10 protein-coding genes are annotated in these 17,805 nt (G+C 69.9%); all 10 read left to right on the plus strand.

What is annotated here, in order from left to right; all coding sequences use genetic code 11:
• Nucleotides 1-79: 79 nt before the first annotated feature.
• From LRQ07_RS02350 to LRQ07_RS02395, 10 genes are read left to right on the plus strand one after another with little or no spacing between them, the layout of a single operon-like run.
• Complete coding sequence (locus tag LRQ07_RS02350) at nucleotides 80-6,133, plus strand: Ig-like domain-containing protein (protein ID WP_256535728.1); 6,054 nt, start codon at nucleotides 80-82, stop codon at nucleotides 6,131-6,133.
• Between the two features lie 36 nt (nucleotides 6,134-6,169).
• Complete coding sequence (locus LRQ07_RS02355) at nucleotides 6,170-7,141, plus strand: AAA family ATPase (RefSeq protein ID WP_256535729.1); 972 nt, start codon at nucleotides 6,170-6,172, stop codon at nucleotides 7,139-7,141.
• Nucleotides 7,141-8,403 carry a DUF58 domain-containing protein gene (locus tag LRQ07_RS02360; RefSeq protein WP_256535730.1) on the plus strand — a complete coding sequence of 421 codons (1,263 nt, stop codon included), beginning with the start codon at nucleotides 7,141-7,143 and terminating at the stop codon, nucleotides 8,401-8,403. Before LRQ07_RS02355 ends, LRQ07_RS02360 begins: the two co-directional genes overlap by 1 nt.
• Nucleotides 8,400-10,796 (plus strand): transglutaminase-like domain-containing protein, encoded by a 2,397-nt coding sequence (locus LRQ07_RS02365; protein ID WP_256535731.1) that lies wholly within the window; start codon nucleotides 8,400-8,402, stop codon nucleotides 10,794-10,796. The genes LRQ07_RS02360 and LRQ07_RS02365 overlap by 4 nt, the downstream gene beginning before the upstream one ends.
• Nucleotides 10,793-12,061 (plus strand): RDD family protein, encoded by a 1,269-nt coding sequence (locus LRQ07_RS02370; protein WP_256535732.1) that lies wholly within the window; start codon nucleotides 10,793-10,795, stop codon nucleotides 12,059-12,061. The genes LRQ07_RS02365 and LRQ07_RS02370 overlap by 4 nt, the downstream gene beginning before the upstream one ends.
• Nucleotides 12,058-12,876 carry a PP2C family protein-serine/threonine phosphatase gene (locus LRQ07_RS02375; RefSeq protein ID WP_256535733.1) on the plus strand — a complete coding sequence of 273 codons (819 nt, stop codon included), beginning with the start codon at nucleotides 12,058-12,060 and terminating at the stop codon, nucleotides 12,874-12,876. The genes LRQ07_RS02370 and LRQ07_RS02375 overlap by 4 nt, the downstream gene beginning before the upstream one ends.
• Complete coding sequence (locus tag LRQ07_RS02380; protein WP_256535734.1) at nucleotides 12,876-14,090, plus strand: FHA domain-containing protein; 1,215 nt, start codon at nucleotides 12,876-12,878, stop codon at nucleotides 14,088-14,090. The genes LRQ07_RS02375 and LRQ07_RS02380 overlap by 1 nt, the downstream gene beginning before the upstream one ends.
• Nucleotides 14,087-15,715, plus strand: coding sequence for a serine/threonine-protein kinase (locus LRQ07_RS02385; protein WP_256535735.1), 1,629 nt, complete (start codon nucleotides 14,087-14,089; stop codon nucleotides 15,713-15,715). Before LRQ07_RS02380 ends, LRQ07_RS02385 begins: the two co-directional genes overlap by 4 nt.
• A 14-nt stretch (nucleotides 15,716-15,729) precedes the next feature.
• Nucleotides 15,730-16,440, plus strand: coding sequence for a hypothetical protein (locus tag LRQ07_RS02390; RefSeq protein WP_374199055.1), 711 nt, complete (start codon nucleotides 15,730-15,732; stop codon nucleotides 16,438-16,440).
• On the plus strand, nucleotides 16,437-17,798 hold the full coding sequence (locus LRQ07_RS02395) for an RDD family protein (protein ID WP_256535736.1): 1,362 nt from the start codon (nucleotides 16,437-16,439) through the stop codon (nucleotides 17,796-17,798). Before LRQ07_RS02390 ends, LRQ07_RS02395 begins: the two co-directional genes overlap by 4 nt.
• Nucleotides 17,799-17,805: the final 7 nt, after the last annotated feature.

Consider the following 17,805-nt stretch of genomic DNA (forward strand, 5'->3'; position numbering starts at 1 on the left):
CGGCCAGATGGGCCCGCGCACGAGTGATCACAGAGTGTCACCCTGGGGGGGAAAACCGGGAATGAAGGCGTTGTCATGGATGCGTGCGCGACCGAAGACGCTGGCGTCCGCGGCGGGTGTCACGGTCGGGGTCATCGCCCTCACGACGATGGCGTTCACGTATGAAGGGTTCCCGACCACCAAGGTCGACCTGAACGACGGCGGCGTCTGGATCACCAAGACCTCGAGCCTGCTCGTCGGGCACTTCAACAACGAGTCCACGGTCCTCGACGGCGGTCTGCGCACCACGAGCGAGAACTACGACATCCTCCAGGCCGCGGCGAACGTGCTCGTCGTCGACGAGAGTGCATCGACCGTGACGGCGATCGACCCGGCACGGGTCTCGCTCGGAGACTCGGCGATCATCCCCTCCACCGCCAAGGTCGCGATGGGGGCGAACACGGCCGCGATCCTGGATGAGAAGTCCGGAGATCTCTGGGTCGTCCCGGTGAAGGGCATCGCGTCGTTCGAGATCGAGGCGGCGGAACCAGTCGCCGAGCTGGGCGAGAACGCCGACGTCACCGTCGCCGACGACGGCACGGTGTTCGCACTCTCCGCCGAGCGCGGCGAGGTCGTGACCGTTCCCGTCGACAACGAAGGTGCGCCGCGGGACACCTCCACGGCTTCGGTCGGCGAGGTCGATGCGGCCGCGAAGCCGACGATCACCGCCGTGGGTCGCACACCCGTGGTGTTCGACGAGGCGGCGGGCGTCGTCACGACCCCGGGCGGCTTCCGCACAGAGGTCCCGGGCGCCAAGGACGCCGTGCTGCAACAGGCGTCCGCCGCGAACGACGCGGTCGCGATCGCCACCCCGTCCGCTCTGGTGCGTGTGCCGCTCGACGGCAGCGACCCCGAAGAGACCTCGGCCGGTAGCGCGGGTACCGCTGCCGCACCGGTCTGGCTCCGCGGCTGCACCTACGGTGCCTGGGCGGGTTCGGCGACCTTCATCCGGGAATGCCCCGGCGATTCCAACGACGTGAACTCCCCGATCGAGGGAGCAGAGGATTCCGCGAACCTGACCTTCCGCGTGAACCGGGACGTGATCATCCTCAACGATGCCGTCGGCGGTGCCGCCTGGATGGCCAACGAGAGCCTGCAGCGCGTCGACAACTGGAACGACCTGACTCCGCCCGAGGGCGAGACGGAGAACGAGGAGGACTCGACCGAGGAGACCGTCGAGACCACCCTTCCGGAGCGCAGCGAGCAGAACACCCCGCCGATCGCGGAGGACGACTCCTACGGTGTGCGGCCGGGTGCCACGACGCTGCTCCCCGTGCTCGACAACGACAACGACCCCGACGGGGATGTGCTCGTCGCGGCCCTCGCCGAGGCGCAGCCCGCGATCGGCACCGTCCAGCCGATCAACAACGGCGGCTCGCTCCAGATCGCCGTCGAAGAGAAGGCCTCCGGTACCGCGAGTTTCACCTATGAGGTCGACGACGGACGCGGGGGCAAGGACACGGCCGTCGTGTCGCTCGCCGTGCACGACTGGAACGAGAACGGCGCTCCGACGCCCAAGCGCAAGACCGCGCTCGCCGTGGAGACCGGTGGCACGATCTCGTACAACATCCTCCCCGACTGGATCGATCCCGACGGCGACGACATCTATCTGAAGGAGGTGGTCGCGGCTCCCGGCGACGAGGTCGACTTCAGCAAGGACGGTCAGATCACCTACAAGGCCACCGCCAGCTTGCAAGGACGCAAAGACGTGCAGGTGACCGTGGCGGACGCCTTCGGGAAGCTGGGCACGTCGACGATCGCGCTCGATGTCCGGCCGCAGGGCTCGACCAACCCGAAGACCAACGCCGACCACGTCATCACCAAGGTGGGCGAGCAGGTCACCATCGCGCCGACGGCGAACGACACGAGCACCTCCCGCGAGCCGCTGCGCCTCAGCCGGGTTCTCGACACCCCGGGCGCGACGATCATCCCGAACACCCCGAACAAGACCTTCTCCTTCATGGCCGAGAAGGCCGGGGTCTACTACGTGCAGTACCAGGTCACCACCGGGCCCAAGAACGGCGAGGGTCTCGTCCGCGTCGACGTGATGCCCGAATCGGAGACCGACCTCCCACCGGTCGCCGTTCGTGACGTCGCGCTCCTGCCTACCGGCGGCGATGTGCTGCTCGGCGTGCTCAACAACGACACCGATCCCGGCGGGGGGATCCTGGTGGTGCAGTCGGTGTCGCTGGAGCCGAACAGCGGCATCTCGGTCTCGGTGCTCAACCACGAGACGCTGCGCATCACCGATCAGGGAGCGCTCGAGGAGCAGGTGCGGATCAAGTACCGGATCTCGAACGGCTCGAAGTCGGCCGAGGGTGAGGTCGTGGTGATCCCCATCCCCGCGCCGGACGAACTCCTCCAGCCGATCGCCAACCCGGATACGGCGACCGTCCGCGCCGGAGATGTGGTCACGATCCCGGTGCTCGACAACGACACGCATCCCAGCGACGACGTCATGCACCTCGAGCCGGAGCTCATCGAGCCCTTCGTCGACCCGGAAGACGGCGAGGCGTTCGTCTCGCAGGACGCGGTGCGCTTCAAAGCCGGCCCAGAGGCCAAGACGGTGTACCTCACCTATGAGGTCGTCGACTCGCGCCAGCAGAAGGCCGCCGGCTACGTCACCATCCAGATTCTGCCGATCGACGAGGAGAAGAACGCCGCTCCGCGTCCTCAAGACCTCGTGGCGCGCACGCTCGCCGGCACCGAGGTGAACATCGCGGTGCCGCTGGACGGCATCGACACCGACGGCGACTCCGTGGAGCTGGTCGGCCTCGATTCGAGCCCGAGCAAGGGACGGGTGCTCAACGGGCCGAACTACTTCACGTACGAGGCGTTCGACGGGGCGTCCGGCGTCGACGTGTTCAAGTACCGCGTGCGCGATCGACTCGGCAAGGAGGGCGTCGCCACGATCCGCGTCGGCATCGCCCCCGCGGAGGAGATCAACCAGCCGCCGTATGCGGTGAAGGATGCCGTGGTCGTGCGACCGGGGCGTGAGATCGCCGTCCCCGTCCTCGCGAACGACTCCGATCCCGAGGGCGACAAGGTCTCCCTCGTCAAGGACGGGCTCGAGCTTCCGGAGGGGTTGGATGCGCGGGTCTCCGGTGACCGCGTGCTCGTTCAGGCACCCGACGCGCCCACCGAGACCTCGCTGCAGTACACCGTGTCGGATTCCCGCGGGGCGACGGCGATGGCGACCCTGCAGATCACGGTCGATGAAGACGTTCCCCTGCAAGCTCCCGTCGCGCGCGACGACCGACTGCAGCCCGCGGATCTGAAGGACGGCGGACTGACCGCGGACCTTGACATCCTGGCCAACGACGAAGACCCGGACGGCACGACCGACCGGCTCACGGTCGACGTCGGCGAAGGCGGCACACGGCTCGAGAACGGAAAGGTGCGCGTCACCGTCACGGACGAGCTGCAGTTGATCCGGTACACCCTCACCGACCGCGACGACCTGCAGGCGTCGGCGTTCATCTTCGTCCCCTCGCGGGCAGACCTTCGCCCGACGCTCACGTCGACGAAGCCGCTCGAAGTGGTCAGCGGCGAGACCGAGATCCTGCCGCTGTCGAAGTACGTGACGGTGGCGGGCGGCGGCGACGTCGTCATCACCGAGAAGGCGAAGATCAGCGCGAGCCACGCCGACGGCGCAGATCTCCTCCAAGATGCGAAGACGCTGGTCTACACGTCGGCCGACGGCTACTTCGGGCCCGACGCGCTCACGTTCGAGGTCACGGACGGCGATGGGCCCGACGACCCGGAGGGGCGCAAGGCCACGCTCAGCATCCCGATCAACGTGCTGCCCCCGGAGAACCAGCAGCCCACGTTCGTCCAGGGACAGGTCAACGTGGCACCCGGTGAATCGGCGGTCGCACTGGACCTCGCCGCGCTGACCGACGACCCCGACCCCGAAGACAAGGGGAAGCACGACTACGCACTCGTCGGCGGCGAGGGCAAGGGTGTCTCCGCGCGGGTCGACGGCGACGAACTCCGCGTGGAAGCGTCGTCGAACGCCAAGAAGGGGACGACGGTCACGCTGGAGCTCCGCGTGTCCGACGGCACGACCGAGCCGGTGGAGGGCACCGTCACCGTCCTCGTCACGGCATCGACCCGTCCCATGCCCGCGGCCAACACCGACACCATCTCCGAAGCGGATGCGGGCGAGACCATCACGGTCCCCGCTCTCGCCAACGACTTCAACCCGTTCCCCGAGACCCCGCTGAAGATCGTGTCCGCGGTGACCGAGTCCGGCGGCGGCGAGGTCGGCTTCACCGACGACCAGGTGACCATCACCCCGTCGAAGTCGTTCGTGGGCACGCTCGTCGTCCGCTATCGCATCCAGGACGCGACGGAGGACCCCGATCGGGAGGTCAACGGACAGATCGTCGTCACGGTGCAGGACGTTCCGGACGCGCCCGGGGTTCCGGTCATCGCGAGCGTGCAGGACCGCACGGTCGTGGTGTCGTTCTCCGCGCCGTCGAACAACGGCGCCGAGATCACGAAGTACACCGTGAGGTCCGTGGGCGGGAACCCGTACACCAAGGAGTGCCAGTCCACGACGTGCACGCTCGACGGCCTCACCAACAACGTGGAATACACGTTCCAGGTGACCGCGACCAACCGTGTGGGCGAGTCGCAGCCCTCCGCGGCCTCCGCCCCGGCGCGGCCCGATGCGCGTCCCGACACACCGAACCCGCCCACCCTCGTGTTCGGGGACAAGTCCCTCAAGGTGGCCTGGAAGACGCCGAGCACCCCGGGCTCACCGGTCGAGCGGTACACGCTCGAGATCTCGCCCGCGCCGCCGTCCGGCGTCACGCAGAAGGAGGTCACGGGCAACTCCACCACGTGGGAGGGGCTCGAGAACGGCTCGGACTACCAGGTGCGGGTCCAGGCGCACAACAGGGCGCCCGACCCCTCCAGCTGGAGCGGCTGGTCTGCGTCCGAGATCCCGGCCGGCCCGCCGAAGGCTCCCGCCGCGCCCACGACGACTGAACTCTCCCCGGTCGGCGACCAGGCGCAGATGCAGGTGAACTGGGTCGCGCCTGACAACAACGGTGACGCCATCCGCGGGTACCGTCTCGAGGTCCTTCAAGGCGGCCAGGTCGTGAGCACGCTGACGCCCGGTCCGGAGGCGCGGAGCCAGGCCATCCAGGTCCAGCCCTCCCAGACCCCGTACACGTACCGCATCCAGGCCTACAACAAGGCCGAGTGGGGCGAGATGAGTGCGCCGTCGGCCCCGCGCCGCGGGGTCATCCCGCCGGGAGCGCCGACGGGCCTGAAGGTCACTGACGGGGATCGCAGTCTCACCCTCGCCTTCAACGCCGGTTCCAGCGGTGGGGCGGCGAGCAACGAGATCAGCTACCAGTACCGTCTGAACGGCGGCGGATGGTCGGGCCTCCCCGGCAACCAGAAGATCGGTGGACTGACCAACGGAACCTCCTACAGTGTCGAGGTGCGCGCCGTCGCGAGCGTCAGCGGCTCCACGTATGCGGGAGCCGCATCGAAGTCGGCGAGCGGCAAGCCGTACGGCAAGCCGCACGCCCCGTCGGTGAGTGCCAACGGGCTGACGACCCAGGTGCGTCTGAACTGGAACGCCAACGGTTCCGACAACGGACGACCCATCGAGAACGTGCAGATCAGCATCGATGGCGGCGGCTGGCAGAACGTGAGCAAGACCGGCTCGACCGACGTCGGGAACGGGCACAGCCAGACGCACTCGATCCGCGCCCGCGCGCAGGACTCGACGGGCGCGTGGTCCGATCCCAGCGGGACCGCATCCGCGACCTCCTCGGCGCCGCCGCAGCCGCGTGCCTGGGTGACGCGAGGCACGGCCGGGAACTGGCCAGGGCAGTGCACCGACGGCACGTGCGCGAAGTTCGTCATCAACACCTCGGACTTCCCAGCCGGGAAGTACCAGGTGTGGTGCAACAGCAACGCGCCGACCGCAGGACCGAGGTTCGCAGGCGGCTCGAGTTGGAACATCCCCGCCAACGGTTCCATCGAGATCGGCTGCTTCCACGGCGCGGGTGGCCGTGGCTACGAGGTGTGGGTCACGATCGGCAACACCGACTACGAACGCCGTGCCTGGTAGCGGCGCCCCTTCCATCCGAGAGGAAGCAGTACTCCCATGACAATGACCCCTGAGCAGGCCGCCTGGTTCCAGGGCACCTTCCAGCGCCTCGTCGCGAACATCGACAAGGCGGTGCAGGGCAAGCAGGAGATCGTCGGCCTCGTGCTCGCGTCGATGCTCGCCGAGGGGCATGTGCTCCTCGAGGACGCACCCGGCACCGGCAAGACGAGCCTCGCGAAAGCCCTCGCGGCGACCGTGCAGGGCACCAGCGCGCGCATCCAGTTCACGCCGGACCTGCTGCCCTCCGACGTCACGGGTGTGACCATCTACGACCAGCAGTCCCACCGGTTCGAGTTCCACAAGGGACCGATCTTCGCGTCGATCGTGCTGGCGGATGAGATCAACCGCGCCTCGCCGAAGACCCAGTCGGCGCTCCTGGAGGTCATGGAGGAGTCCCGCGTCACGGTCGACGGCGTCACGCACGAGACCGGTCGACCGTTCCTCGTGATCGCCACGCAGAACCCCATCGAGCAGGCGGGAACCTACAAGCTTCCCGAGGCGCAGCTGGACCGCTTCCTGATCAAGACCTCGATCGGCTACCCCGACCTCGCGGTCACCGAGAGCATCCTCGCCGGAGCCTCCGACCGCAACCCCTCCGCCGGACTCTCCGCGATCATCACGACCAGTGCGGTCGCCGACATGGCCGACCTCGCCTCCACCGTGCATGTGGAGCCCGCTGTGCTCCGCTACGTGGCCGAGCTCACCGAAGCCACCCGTGAGGACGACGCGATCCGGCTCGGCGTCTCGGTGCGCGGCGCGATCGCGATGGTCCGCATCGCCAAGGTGTGGGCCGCCGCCCAGGGTCGTCACTTCGTGCTCCCCGACGACATCAAGGCGCTCGCGCGGCCCGTGTGGCAGCACCGTCTGCTGCTCGACGCCGAGGCGGAGTTCGCCGGCACGAGCAGTGACACCGTGATCGCCCGCGTGCTCGACGGCGTCGCGGCTCCCCAGGCACGAGCGGCGGCCTGATGACCGCGGAGGCCCTTCAGGCGTCGACACCGCCGACGGAACGCGACGCCGGATGGCGTGACATCGCGGCCGTCCTCGGTGCCCGTGCCCTGACGCGCCTCCGGAAGATCACCGCGGCGATCCGTCCGCTCGCGTGGGTACTGATGTCCCTCGCCATCGTGTTCTGGGTGCTCGGACAGATCGCCGGCTGGGCGGAGTTCACGGTCGCCGCCGTCGTGATCGCGATCGCCGTCATCCTGTGCGCGCTGTTCCTCATCGGCCGCACCGCCTACGACGTGTCGCTCGACCTCGCCCGCACCCGTGTGGTGGTGGGGGAGCGCGCGGTCGGCGCACTCACCCTCGCCAACCGTGGCAACAGGGCGATCCTGCCCTCGCGCGTGGTGCTCCCGGTGGGTGCCGGTCGTGGGGAGTTCGGGATCCAGCGCCTGGCCCCCGGGGAGGAGGCGGAGGAACTCTTCGCCATCCCGACCCAGAAGCGCGGCGTCGTCAAGGTCGGACCCGTGAGCGTCGTGCGCGGAGACCCCCTCGGTCTCTTCGAACGGGCGCACCGCCGGGACGACCCGGTGGACCTGTTCGTGCATCCGCGCACCGTGCTGTTCGACGGACAGTCCCTCGGCTACCTGCGCGACCTGGAGGGGCTTCCGGCCACGGACCTCTCGCGCGACGACGTCTCCTTCCACGCGCTTCTGGAGTATCAGCCGGGCGACGACCTGCGTCATGTGCACTGGCGTTCGACCGCCCGCACCGGCACGATGATGGTCCGCCAGTACGAGGAGACGCGGCGTTCCCACTTCGTGATCGGCCTGTCGCGCTCGCTGTCCGACTACGCCACCCCCGAGGACTTCGAGCTCGGTATCTCGGCCGCGGGCTCGATCGGCCTCCGCGCGCTCCGCGACTCGCAGCGCGTCGACGTGCGCGTGCAGGGGCGTGAGCTCCCGGCCGGCACCGGAAAGCAGCTGTTGGACTCCCTCTCCGCCGTCGAGGGCAGCAAGCCGCGCGAGGGCGGCATCGCCGACCTCGCCGGGATCGTGTCGGTCACGATGCCTCTCGCCAGTGTGGTGGTGCTCGTGTGCGGCTCGCGGGTGCGCTCCGACGATCTGCGCCTCGCGTGCTCGCGGCTGCCCTTCGGCGCGAAGGCGCTGGCCGTCGTCGCCGACACCACCGTGTCCGCTCCGACGCTTCGGCGGATCGGTGACGCGGACGTGGTCACCGTCGGCGCGCTCGAACAGATTCCGCTCGCTCTGCAGAAGGTTCTCGCATGACCGTGCCTGCCGCCGGCCCCGGGGGTCTCGCCGTGCGCCGATGGATCCTCGATCTGGGAGCGACCGCACTCCTCGTGACGACCGCGCTGATCGGCTTCTGGCCGACGTTCGCCGGTCCGTCCTTCCTCCCGGCCGCCGTCGGCGGCATTCTGATCGGGCTGGCGATCGCGGCCGTCGCGACGTGGCGACGATGGGGCATCCTGATCACGACGGGGCTCACGGTCGCCGCCTACTTCGTCTTCGGCGGGGCCCTTGCGCTCCCGCAGACCTCCATCCTCGGCTTCATCCCGACGATCGAGACGCTGCAGAAGCTCGCGGTGGGGACCGTCACCGCCTGGAAGCAGATGCTCACCACCGTCGCCCCCGTGGCCGCGGTCGACGGACACCTCGTGGTCCCGTTCCTGCTGGCGCTCGTCGTCACCACGCTCACCGCGTCTCTCGCGCTCCGGCTGCCACAGGTCGCCTGGGCACTGCTCCCGGCCGGGGTACTGCTGATGCTCGTCATCGCCCTCGGCACACCGGAGCCCGCCTTCCCTCTGGTGCAGGGGCTCGTCTTCGCCGTGGTGAGCATGTCGTGGCTCGCTCTGCGGCAACTGTGGGCACCACAGAACATGGCCGTCTCCGTCAGCGAGGTCGACCCCTCGCGTGCGACCCAGATGCGCACACGACGGCTGCTCGCCGGCGTCGCCGTGCTGGCGGTCGCCGCAGGCACCGGCGTCGCCGCGAGCGCCGTCGCGAACCCGGCACAGCCGCGGCACGTGTTCCGCGACGTGATCATCCCGCCGTTCGACATCCGCGACTACCCGAGCCCGTTGCAGGCGTTCCGCAAGAACGTGCGCGACGAGGCCTCCGAGACCCTCTTCACGGTTCAGGGCCTCCCCCAGGGCGCACGCATCCGCACCGCGGTCATGGATCAGTTCGACGGCATGGTCTACAACGTCACGGACGGCGGCCCGACGTCGTCGAGTGCGTTCGCACCGCTACGTTCCAACATGGCACCGGATGCCGAGGGAGTCCCGGTCACGCTGAAGTTCGCGATCGACGGCTACCGCGGTGTCTGGATGCCGACCGCCGGAGAGCTGTCCGAGATCCGGTTCGAGGGAGCGCGCGCCGAAGACCTGCGTCGTGGCACGTACGTCAACACCGTGACCGGTACCGCGGTGGCGACGCCGAAGCTCACCCAGGGTGACGAGTACGTCGTCGATGCCGTCGTGCCCGCCGTCCCCGATGACGAACAGCTCGCTGCGGTGCCGTTCGGCAAGGTGGCGCTGCCGACCTCGAGCAACGTGCCGGAAGAGCTCACCTCGCTCGCGGCGGAGACCGTGTCGGGTGCGGAGACGCCGATCGAGCAGGTGCGGGCGTTGGAGAACTTCCTCTCCGAGGGCGGCTTCTTCAGCCACGGGCTCGAGGGGGAGGTGCTGTCCCGTGCGGGCCACACCGCCGAGCGCATCTCGACGCTGGTCGGTGCCGACCAGATGATCGGTGACGACGAGCAGTATGCCGTGGCGATGGCGCTGCTCGCGGGGCAACTCGACATCCCGGCGCGCGTCGTCATGGGGTACTACCCCGACGAGGAGCAGGCGGAGGAAGCGGTGTTCACCGCGACCGGCGACAACGTCCACGCCTGGGTCGAGGTGAACTTCGAGGGCATCGGTTGGGTGACCTTCAACCCGACTCCGCCCGAAGACCAGGTGCCGAACGACCAGAACACCAAGCCCCGCGTCGACCCGAAGCCGCAGGTGCTGCAGCCGCCACCCCCGCCGCAGGAACCCGTCGATCTGCCGCCCACCCTTCCCGACGACCGGGAGTCCGAGGACGAGAGCCTGAACCTCGCCGGCATCATCGGTGCGATCCTCGTGATCGGCGGCATCTCGCTCGCGGTGATCGCGCTCCTCGCGTCGCCGTTCATCGTGATCGGCGCGTGGAAGGCCGCGAAGCGTCGGTCGCGCCGCGCCGCCGCGCGCACCGCCGACCGCATCAGTGGTGGGTGGGACGAGCTGACCGATCGCGCGATCGACTACGGTGCGCGGCTCACGCCCGGAGGTACCCGGACCGAGGAAGCCGAGGTCGTGGCCACCGCGCTGACGGTTCCGCAGGTCACCGCGCTCGCCGAGCGGGCCGACGCCGAGGTGTTCGGTCCCACGGAGCCGAGCCCACAAGACGTGGAGTCCTTCTGGCACGAGGTCGACGGCATCGTCGGCGGTCTCGGCAAGGACGCCGGTTTCTGGAAGCGCGTGAAGGCGCGCTTGAGCGTTCGCTCGCTCGTCGGCGGCACCGCGATCTCGAACGGCCTGCAGAACCTCAAGGACGCCGCGACCGCGCGCGTACGCCGCGAACCTGGCACCATCAAGAACAGCACGACGCCCCCGTCCTCCGAGAGTGAGACCCCATGACGCAGCCTGCGCTCGATCAGATCGCGCCCCTCTCCCGTCGCGCGGTCGCCTATGTCATCGATGCCCTGATCGCCGGGGGCCTCGCGATCGTGCTCGGCGGGGGACTCCTGGTCGCCGCGTCGCTCACCGGCAGTGTCGAGGGGATGGTCGGAGTCCTCCTCGTCGGCGGACCGGTGGTGAGCCTGGTGCTGCTCGGCTGGTTCGTGGTCTACACCGTCATGCAGGCAGGGGCCGGCTCGATCGGCATGCGCGCCCAGGGCGTGCGGCTCGTCGCCGCTGCGGACGGCGGCCCGCTCGGCTTCGGGCGTGCGCTGCTGCGCAACGTGATCTTCGGCCTCGCCGCGGCCGTCGTGGTGGGGTACTTCACTCCGCTCTTCGACGGGTCGGGGCGCTTCCAGGGGTGGCACGACAAGGTCGCAGGCTCTCTGATCCTGGATGCGCGGAAGACGGGTCCCGTCGGATCGGCGTCCGAGGCCACCTCCTCGTCCGCCTCTGCGCCGGGCCTCGCCACACCGACGACCGGTCCCGCGATCCCTGGACTCCCGCAGTCTCCTTCCGCTGCTCCGACCCCGGCTGCTCCGGCTCAGGCCGCTCCCGCTGCTCCGGCCCCGGCTGCTCCGGCCCCGGCCGCTCCGGCATCCTCATCCCTCCCGCCGCGGCCGGCCGCGCCCCCTGCGCCGGAGGCCGAGAGCGGATCCCTCATCGCCTTCGTCCCGGGCATCACCCAGGATGCGCCGCCGCGGTCGGAGCCTCCCGCACAGCTCGAGCCCGAACTCGATGCGACCGTCCAGCAGCACCCCGTGGCTCCCGTGCCGCCGCCCGCACCTCCGGCGCCGGTCGCTGCTCCGCCGGTCCCGCCGCTCCCGGTGGCACCCGCGCCGGCAGCGCCGGAGGTCGTCGAACAGGACGACGATCTCGAAGAGACCCGGATCAGCGTCCCCGGCCATCGTCTGGTCTTCACGTGGGATGACGGCACACGGGTCTCCGTCTCGCGGCGCACCATCTTCGGCCGCAACCCCGCCCCGGAGGAGGGCGCGACGCTCGTGCCCGTGCGCGACGAGACGCTGTCGCTCTCCAAGACGCATTTCGAGGCCGCCGCCGAGACCTCCGGCGGATGGGTGCAGGATCGCCACTCGACCAACGGGATGACCATCGTCCGCGACGGCCAGCGCATCGCGTGCCCGGCCGGGCAGCGGGTGCCGGTGCGTCTAGGCGACGCGATCGAGATCGGCGACCGCATCGTGACGATCGGCGGATACGCATGAGGCCGGGACTCATCGTCTCCACCGGGTCGGCGACGCATCCGGGGCTCCGGCGCGCGCTGAACGAAGACGCGCACCTGGCTTCGGCCCCGGTGTTCCTGGTCGCCGACGGGATGGGCGGGCACGAGGCCGGTGAGCGCGCGAGTGCTGCCGTCATCGCCGAGTTCGCCCGGTACATCGGTCGACCGGCGCTCGAGCTCGATGACGTCCGGCACGCCCTCTCCGTCTCGCGGACGAGCGTCGAGGATCTGTCGACCTCGGGCAACGGTCGCGCCGGGACGACCCTCAGCGGAGTCGTCATCGCCTCGGTCGACGGCATGGGGTACTGGCTCGCGGTCAACATCGGAGACTCCCGGACCTATCGTCTCGCCGACGGCGAGCTGGAGCAGATCAGTGTCGATCACTCCGTGGTTCAGGAGCTGATCGAGTCCGGTGAGCTCTCCATCGAAGACGCCGTCTCCGATCGCCGCCGGAACATCATCACCCGCGCCATCGGTGCAAGCAGCACGGGCGACGCCGATTACTGGATGTTCCCCGCCGAACTCGGCGATCGCATCCTCGTCTGCTCGGACGGTCTCACCTCCGAAGTGCCGGACACGCGTATCCGCGAGGTGCTGGCCTCGGAATCCGATCCGCAGAAGGCCGCCGACGCCTTGACGGCCGATGCGGTGAGCGCCGGGGGCAGAGACAACATCACCGTCATCGTCGTGGACGCGGTCTCGGTCGCGTCGCGGCCGGGAACGCTGACGGCCACCGACGACGACGACATCGACGCCGACACGCGTCCACGAGAAGCCACAGCAGGAGGGGTTCGCTGATGCAGACCATCTACCGACCGGGACAGTGGTACCTGATCGTCATCCCCGGCGCGCTCGTCGCGCTCCCGCCGGATGTCCCCGGCGATGTCGTCGCCCGGCTGTGGGAACGGCTGCCGGAGGCGAAGACGCTCGCAACGGTCGTCGATCTCCTGACGACGCAGGCAGGTCGGTCCTTCACGTCGTTGCCGTCGTTCGTCGCCGCCGTCGCCGAGGGAGGAGACGTGCGCATCGCCCTCCGAGGTGACGTCTCGGCACACGTGACGACCGCGACGGAATCCCTCGAGCTGTCCGGGGCGGACGTCACCACCTGGAACGAGCGGTTCCTCGGTGGCGCGACGACGATCGACATCACGGTCGAGACGACGACCGAGGCCGAGGGCCTCCCCGTGCAGAGCGGGATCGTGCGAGCTGCCGCGGTGAGCGCCGAACTCGAACCGAGCGACGCCGATCCGCTGACCAGTACGCTCGGCCCGGCCCCCGTGCTCGCCGAACCCGCTGCGGCCGTGGAGCCCGAGCCGGCGCCGGAGCCCGAGCCGACTCCTGAGCCCGAGCCGACTCCTGCCCCGGAGCCCGAGCCGACTCCTGCGCCCGAACCCGAGCCGACTCCTGCGCCGGTCATCGAGGATGCGTTCCTCCCACCGACCGAGGTGACGCTCGCACCGCCCGTCGACGACGACTTCGATCAGCTCTGGGGCGCGACGGTGCACTCCGTCGGTGCCGCAGCCGCGGCGCCCGCCCCCGTCCCGGTCGAAGGCGATCATGACGGGGCGACCGTCTCCGCGGCCGAGCTGCGTGCACTCCGCCAGCAGCCCCCGGTCGCCGATGATGTCGCGACGGACGTGCTCGACGTGACCCCGGTGCCGTCCACCGCTTCGACGGGGCGCGTGCGTCTCTCCACGGGGCAGGTGGCGGCGCTCGATCGCACGGTCATCATCGGCCGACGCCCGCGATCGACCCGTGCGAGCGGTGCGAACCTCCCGCACCTGATCGCCGTCGAGAGCCCGCAGCAGGACATCTCGCGCAGCCACCTCGAAGTGCGGCCGGAAGGCGACACCGTCGTGGTCATCGACCTGCACACCACGAACGGCTCCACTCTGCTTCGCCCCGGTGCCGACCCGGTGCGGCTGCATCCCGGGGAGCAGACGCTCGTGCTGTCCGGTGATGTCGTGGATCTCGGTGACGGAGTGACCGTCGCGTTCGAGGAGCTGCCGTGACGCGTCGCCCCTCCCCGCCGCCGGATCTGCCGGGCTTCACCTATGTGGAGCCGCTGGGCACCGGCGGTTTCGCCGATGTCTTCCTGTACGAGCAGGAGATGCCGCGTCGCCGTGTCGCGGTGAAGGTGCTGGTCGCCGACCGCATCTCGAGTGGCGCGGCGCAGGAGTTCGCCGACGAGGCCAACGTGATGGCGATGCTCTCGACGCATCCGGCCATCGTCACGATCTACCAGGCGGGTGTCGCCGGCGATGGTCGCCCCTACTTGGTGATGGAGTACTGCCCGCGGCCGAACCTCCAGATCCGCTCCCGCAAGGAGCCGTTCTCGGTCGCCGAGGCTCTGCGCGTCGGGATCCAGGTCGCCGGAGCCGTCGAGACCGCGCACCGGGCGGGCGTGCTGCATCGCGACATCAAGCCGGCCAACATCCTCGTCACGGAGTACAACCGGCCCGCCCTCACCGATTTCGGCATCGCATCGACGACCGGAGCGACGGGTGAGGCCTCCGGCATGTCCATCCCCTGGTCTCCGCCGGAGTCGTTCGCGGAGCCTCCGCAGAGTGGTCCGCGCACCGACGTCTGGGCGCTCGGTGCCACGCTGTACACGCTGCTGGCGGGTCGTTCGCCCTTCGAGCGGACCGGCGAACGCAACTCGAGCGCCGATCTGATCGAGCGCATCGAGCGCGCCGCTCTCCCCTCACTGAAGAGGCCGGATTCGCCGGAGAGTCTGCAGAGGCTCCTCGAACGGTCGATGGCGAAGAACCCCGCCGATCGCTTCCCGAGCGCGGTGGCATTCGCGCGGGCACTGCAGAAGGTGCAGATCGAGCTCTCCCACTCGGTGACCCCGATCGACATCGTCGATGACCATCCGCCGGCAGAAGACCTGGAGGACGACGGCGACGGTCTGACCCGGGTGCGGGAGATCGTCAGCATCGACCCCGAACTGGCATCGTTCACCCGCCCCTCGGCCCAGACGCAGCGGAAGGAGCCGCCGGTTCCGCTGTCGGGCATTCCGCGATTCGACGCCCCGACGCCCGAGGAACCGCTCGTCGAGCAGACCCAGTTGCGCCCGCCGACTCCGACGGCCGCGGCTCCACTCGCCCCCTCCGCCGACGACCGCACCATCGCGCGAGCGCCGATGGTGGTCGCCCCGGAAGAGGCGACGCCGCCTCCGGCCGTGTCGGCTGCTCCTGTCGCGGCTCCGGGAGAGCCGCCGGCGCCGCGCAGTCGCAAGGGCCTCTGGATCGTGCTCGCTGCCGCCGCGGTCGTACTCGTGGTCGGCGGGATCGTCGGGATGAACCTCCTGGTGGCGGGGGTCACCCCCGAAGCGCAGGAGACCGAGCAGGCCGTCGAGCCGAAGGACGTCGGCACGGACGTCGTGCCGAAGGTCACCGAGATCTCCGGGACTCGCGAGGGCGATCGGATCGTGTTCACCTGGACCAATCCGAGTCCGCTCGAGGGCGACTCCTTCATCTGGACACCGGTCGCGGTGTCGGGAGAGGTCGATCCGCACCAGACGCCGGATGCGACCGCGACGGTCCCCGCAGCGGCGGGCACCGTCTGCATCGACGTGATGCTGCGGCGCGACGACGGTCGTGCCTCGGAAACCGTTCGGGGGTGTGTGGAGTGACGAGTGCAGGAGGGGTGACCGTCGAGTTCGCGGGGGAGTACTTCCGCGTGAGCCGTGGCGATCGATTCATCGTGGGACGCGAGGGCGATCTCGAGCTCGACGACAATCTGTTCCTGCATCGGCACTTCCTGGAGATCACCGACTCCGACGGGCTGTGGTGGCTGTCGAACGTCGGTACCCGGCTCACCGCGACGGTGACCGACTCGGCGGGTGGCGTGCAGGCGTGGCTGGCGCCGGGTGCTCGGCTCCCACTCGTCTTCGAGAAGACGACGATCGTCTTCAGCGCGGGGCCGACCACCTACGAGCTCACCTTGCATGCAGCGGAGCCGACGTTTCGCGCGACCAGGCGCGAGCACGACGACGACGGGGCGTCCACGATCGGCGACGTTCCGCTGACCCTCAGCCAGAAGCTGCTCATCCTGGCGCTCGCCGAACCCCAGTTGCGCAGGGACGGCACCGGGATGAGTGAGATCCCGACCTCGGCGAAGGCGGCGGAGCGGTTGGGCTGGACGGTCACCCGGTTCAACCGCAAGCTCGACAACGTCTGCGACAAGTTCGACCGGATCGGTGTGCCCGGCATGCGCGGCGGGCAACGCAGCTTCGCGACCAACAGGCGCGCACGCCTGGTCGAGCATGTGATCGCCTCGCGTCTGGTCGGCAAGAGCGACCTGCCGCTGCTCGACACCGAGCATTCCATCGACGACGTCGAGGGAGAGCAGGAGTGATCTGGGAGATCGACGACCGCGCGCCCGAGGTCGAAGGACTCGACGCGCACGGACGCCCGGACCCCGCGTACGCGGAGGCTCTCGGCCTGCGCCCCGCCGGACGGGGTGCGCGTGCGCTCGCTGCCCTGATCGAGTGGACGGTGGCGGTCGTCATCGCCCTCCCGGCCGTCATCGCTCTGACGCCGGTGCTCGCGCAGGCGGCGTCAGGACGGTTCGACGCGGAGGAGTTCTTCGCGCGGGAGGATCTGGTGTGGCTCATCGTGGCCGCTGCGGTGTCCCAAGGGCTCATGATCGCCTACCTCGTCGTCCAGCTCGTCCTGCATGGCCGCAAGGGGGTGACGCTCGGCAAGGCGATCTGCGGTATCCGCTCCGTGAACGTCCGGACTCTTGAGCGTCCCGGCTTCTGGCGCGGCGCGGTCGTGCGCTACCTCGTCGCGTATGCCTCGCTCCTCGTTCCGCTCATCGGGCCGGTACTGGTGATCATGCTCTCCCCGCTCTTCGACATCGAGCGGCGAGGACGCGGATGGCTCGACCTCGCCGCCGCGACCTGGTTCGTGGACGTGCGCGGCGGACTGAACCCCTATGACCAGAAGCGGATGCGTATCGCGCGCAAGCGCGTGAAGACGCCCGAGCACGAGGAGAAGGCACCCCTCCCGTCGCTCGCCACCCCGGTGCACCGGGATGCTCCGGCCGAGTACGTCCCGAGCGCGCGCCTCTCCGGCGGCGTCATCGGCGCGCACCGGTCCGCCGCGGGCCCTGCCCCTGAGCGGCCGGAGACCTCGGCCCCGGGCTCCCTCGTGTCGTCGACACCGCCCTCCCTGGCCACCGGCACCGCGCCCCCGGCTTCGTTCGCACCGCCGGCTCCCGCGCCGGCTCCCGCGGCGTCGCCCGCGCCCGTGATGCCACCCGCGCCCGCACCCGCAGCACAGCCGGGTCCTGCCCCCGAGCCGCCGGTCCCTGCTCCCGCCGCCGTTCCCGCCGTCCCCGCCGTTCCCGCCGTTCCCGCCGATGTGCCGGTGGTACCCGCCGGAGTGCGGGCGATCCTCGTGCTCGACACCGGTGAGCGCGTCGAGGTGCGCGGCACCACGTTGTTCGGGAGGTCGCCGAGCGCGGCAGCCGGCGAGGGCGAAGCGCTCCTGGTCCCGGTCGTCGACGACACGCGTTCGGTGTCCAAGACCCACATCGCGGTGATGCCGGCTCGACGGGGCGTGTTCATCGTCGATCGCGCGTCGACCAACGGCAGCGCGATCGTCCGAGACGGTGTCGAGACCGCGCTGGCCGCCGGACACCCGGCAGAGCTGCGGACCGGGGACACGGTGCGCTTCGGCGATCGGTTCCTGCAGGTGGAGTGGGTATGACCCGGAG

The sequence above is a fragment of the Microbacterium sp. J1-1 genome (genome assembly GCF_024498615.1).
Lineage (GTDB): Bacteria > Actinomycetota > Actinomycetes > Actinomycetales > Microbacteriaceae > Microbacterium > Microbacterium aurugineum.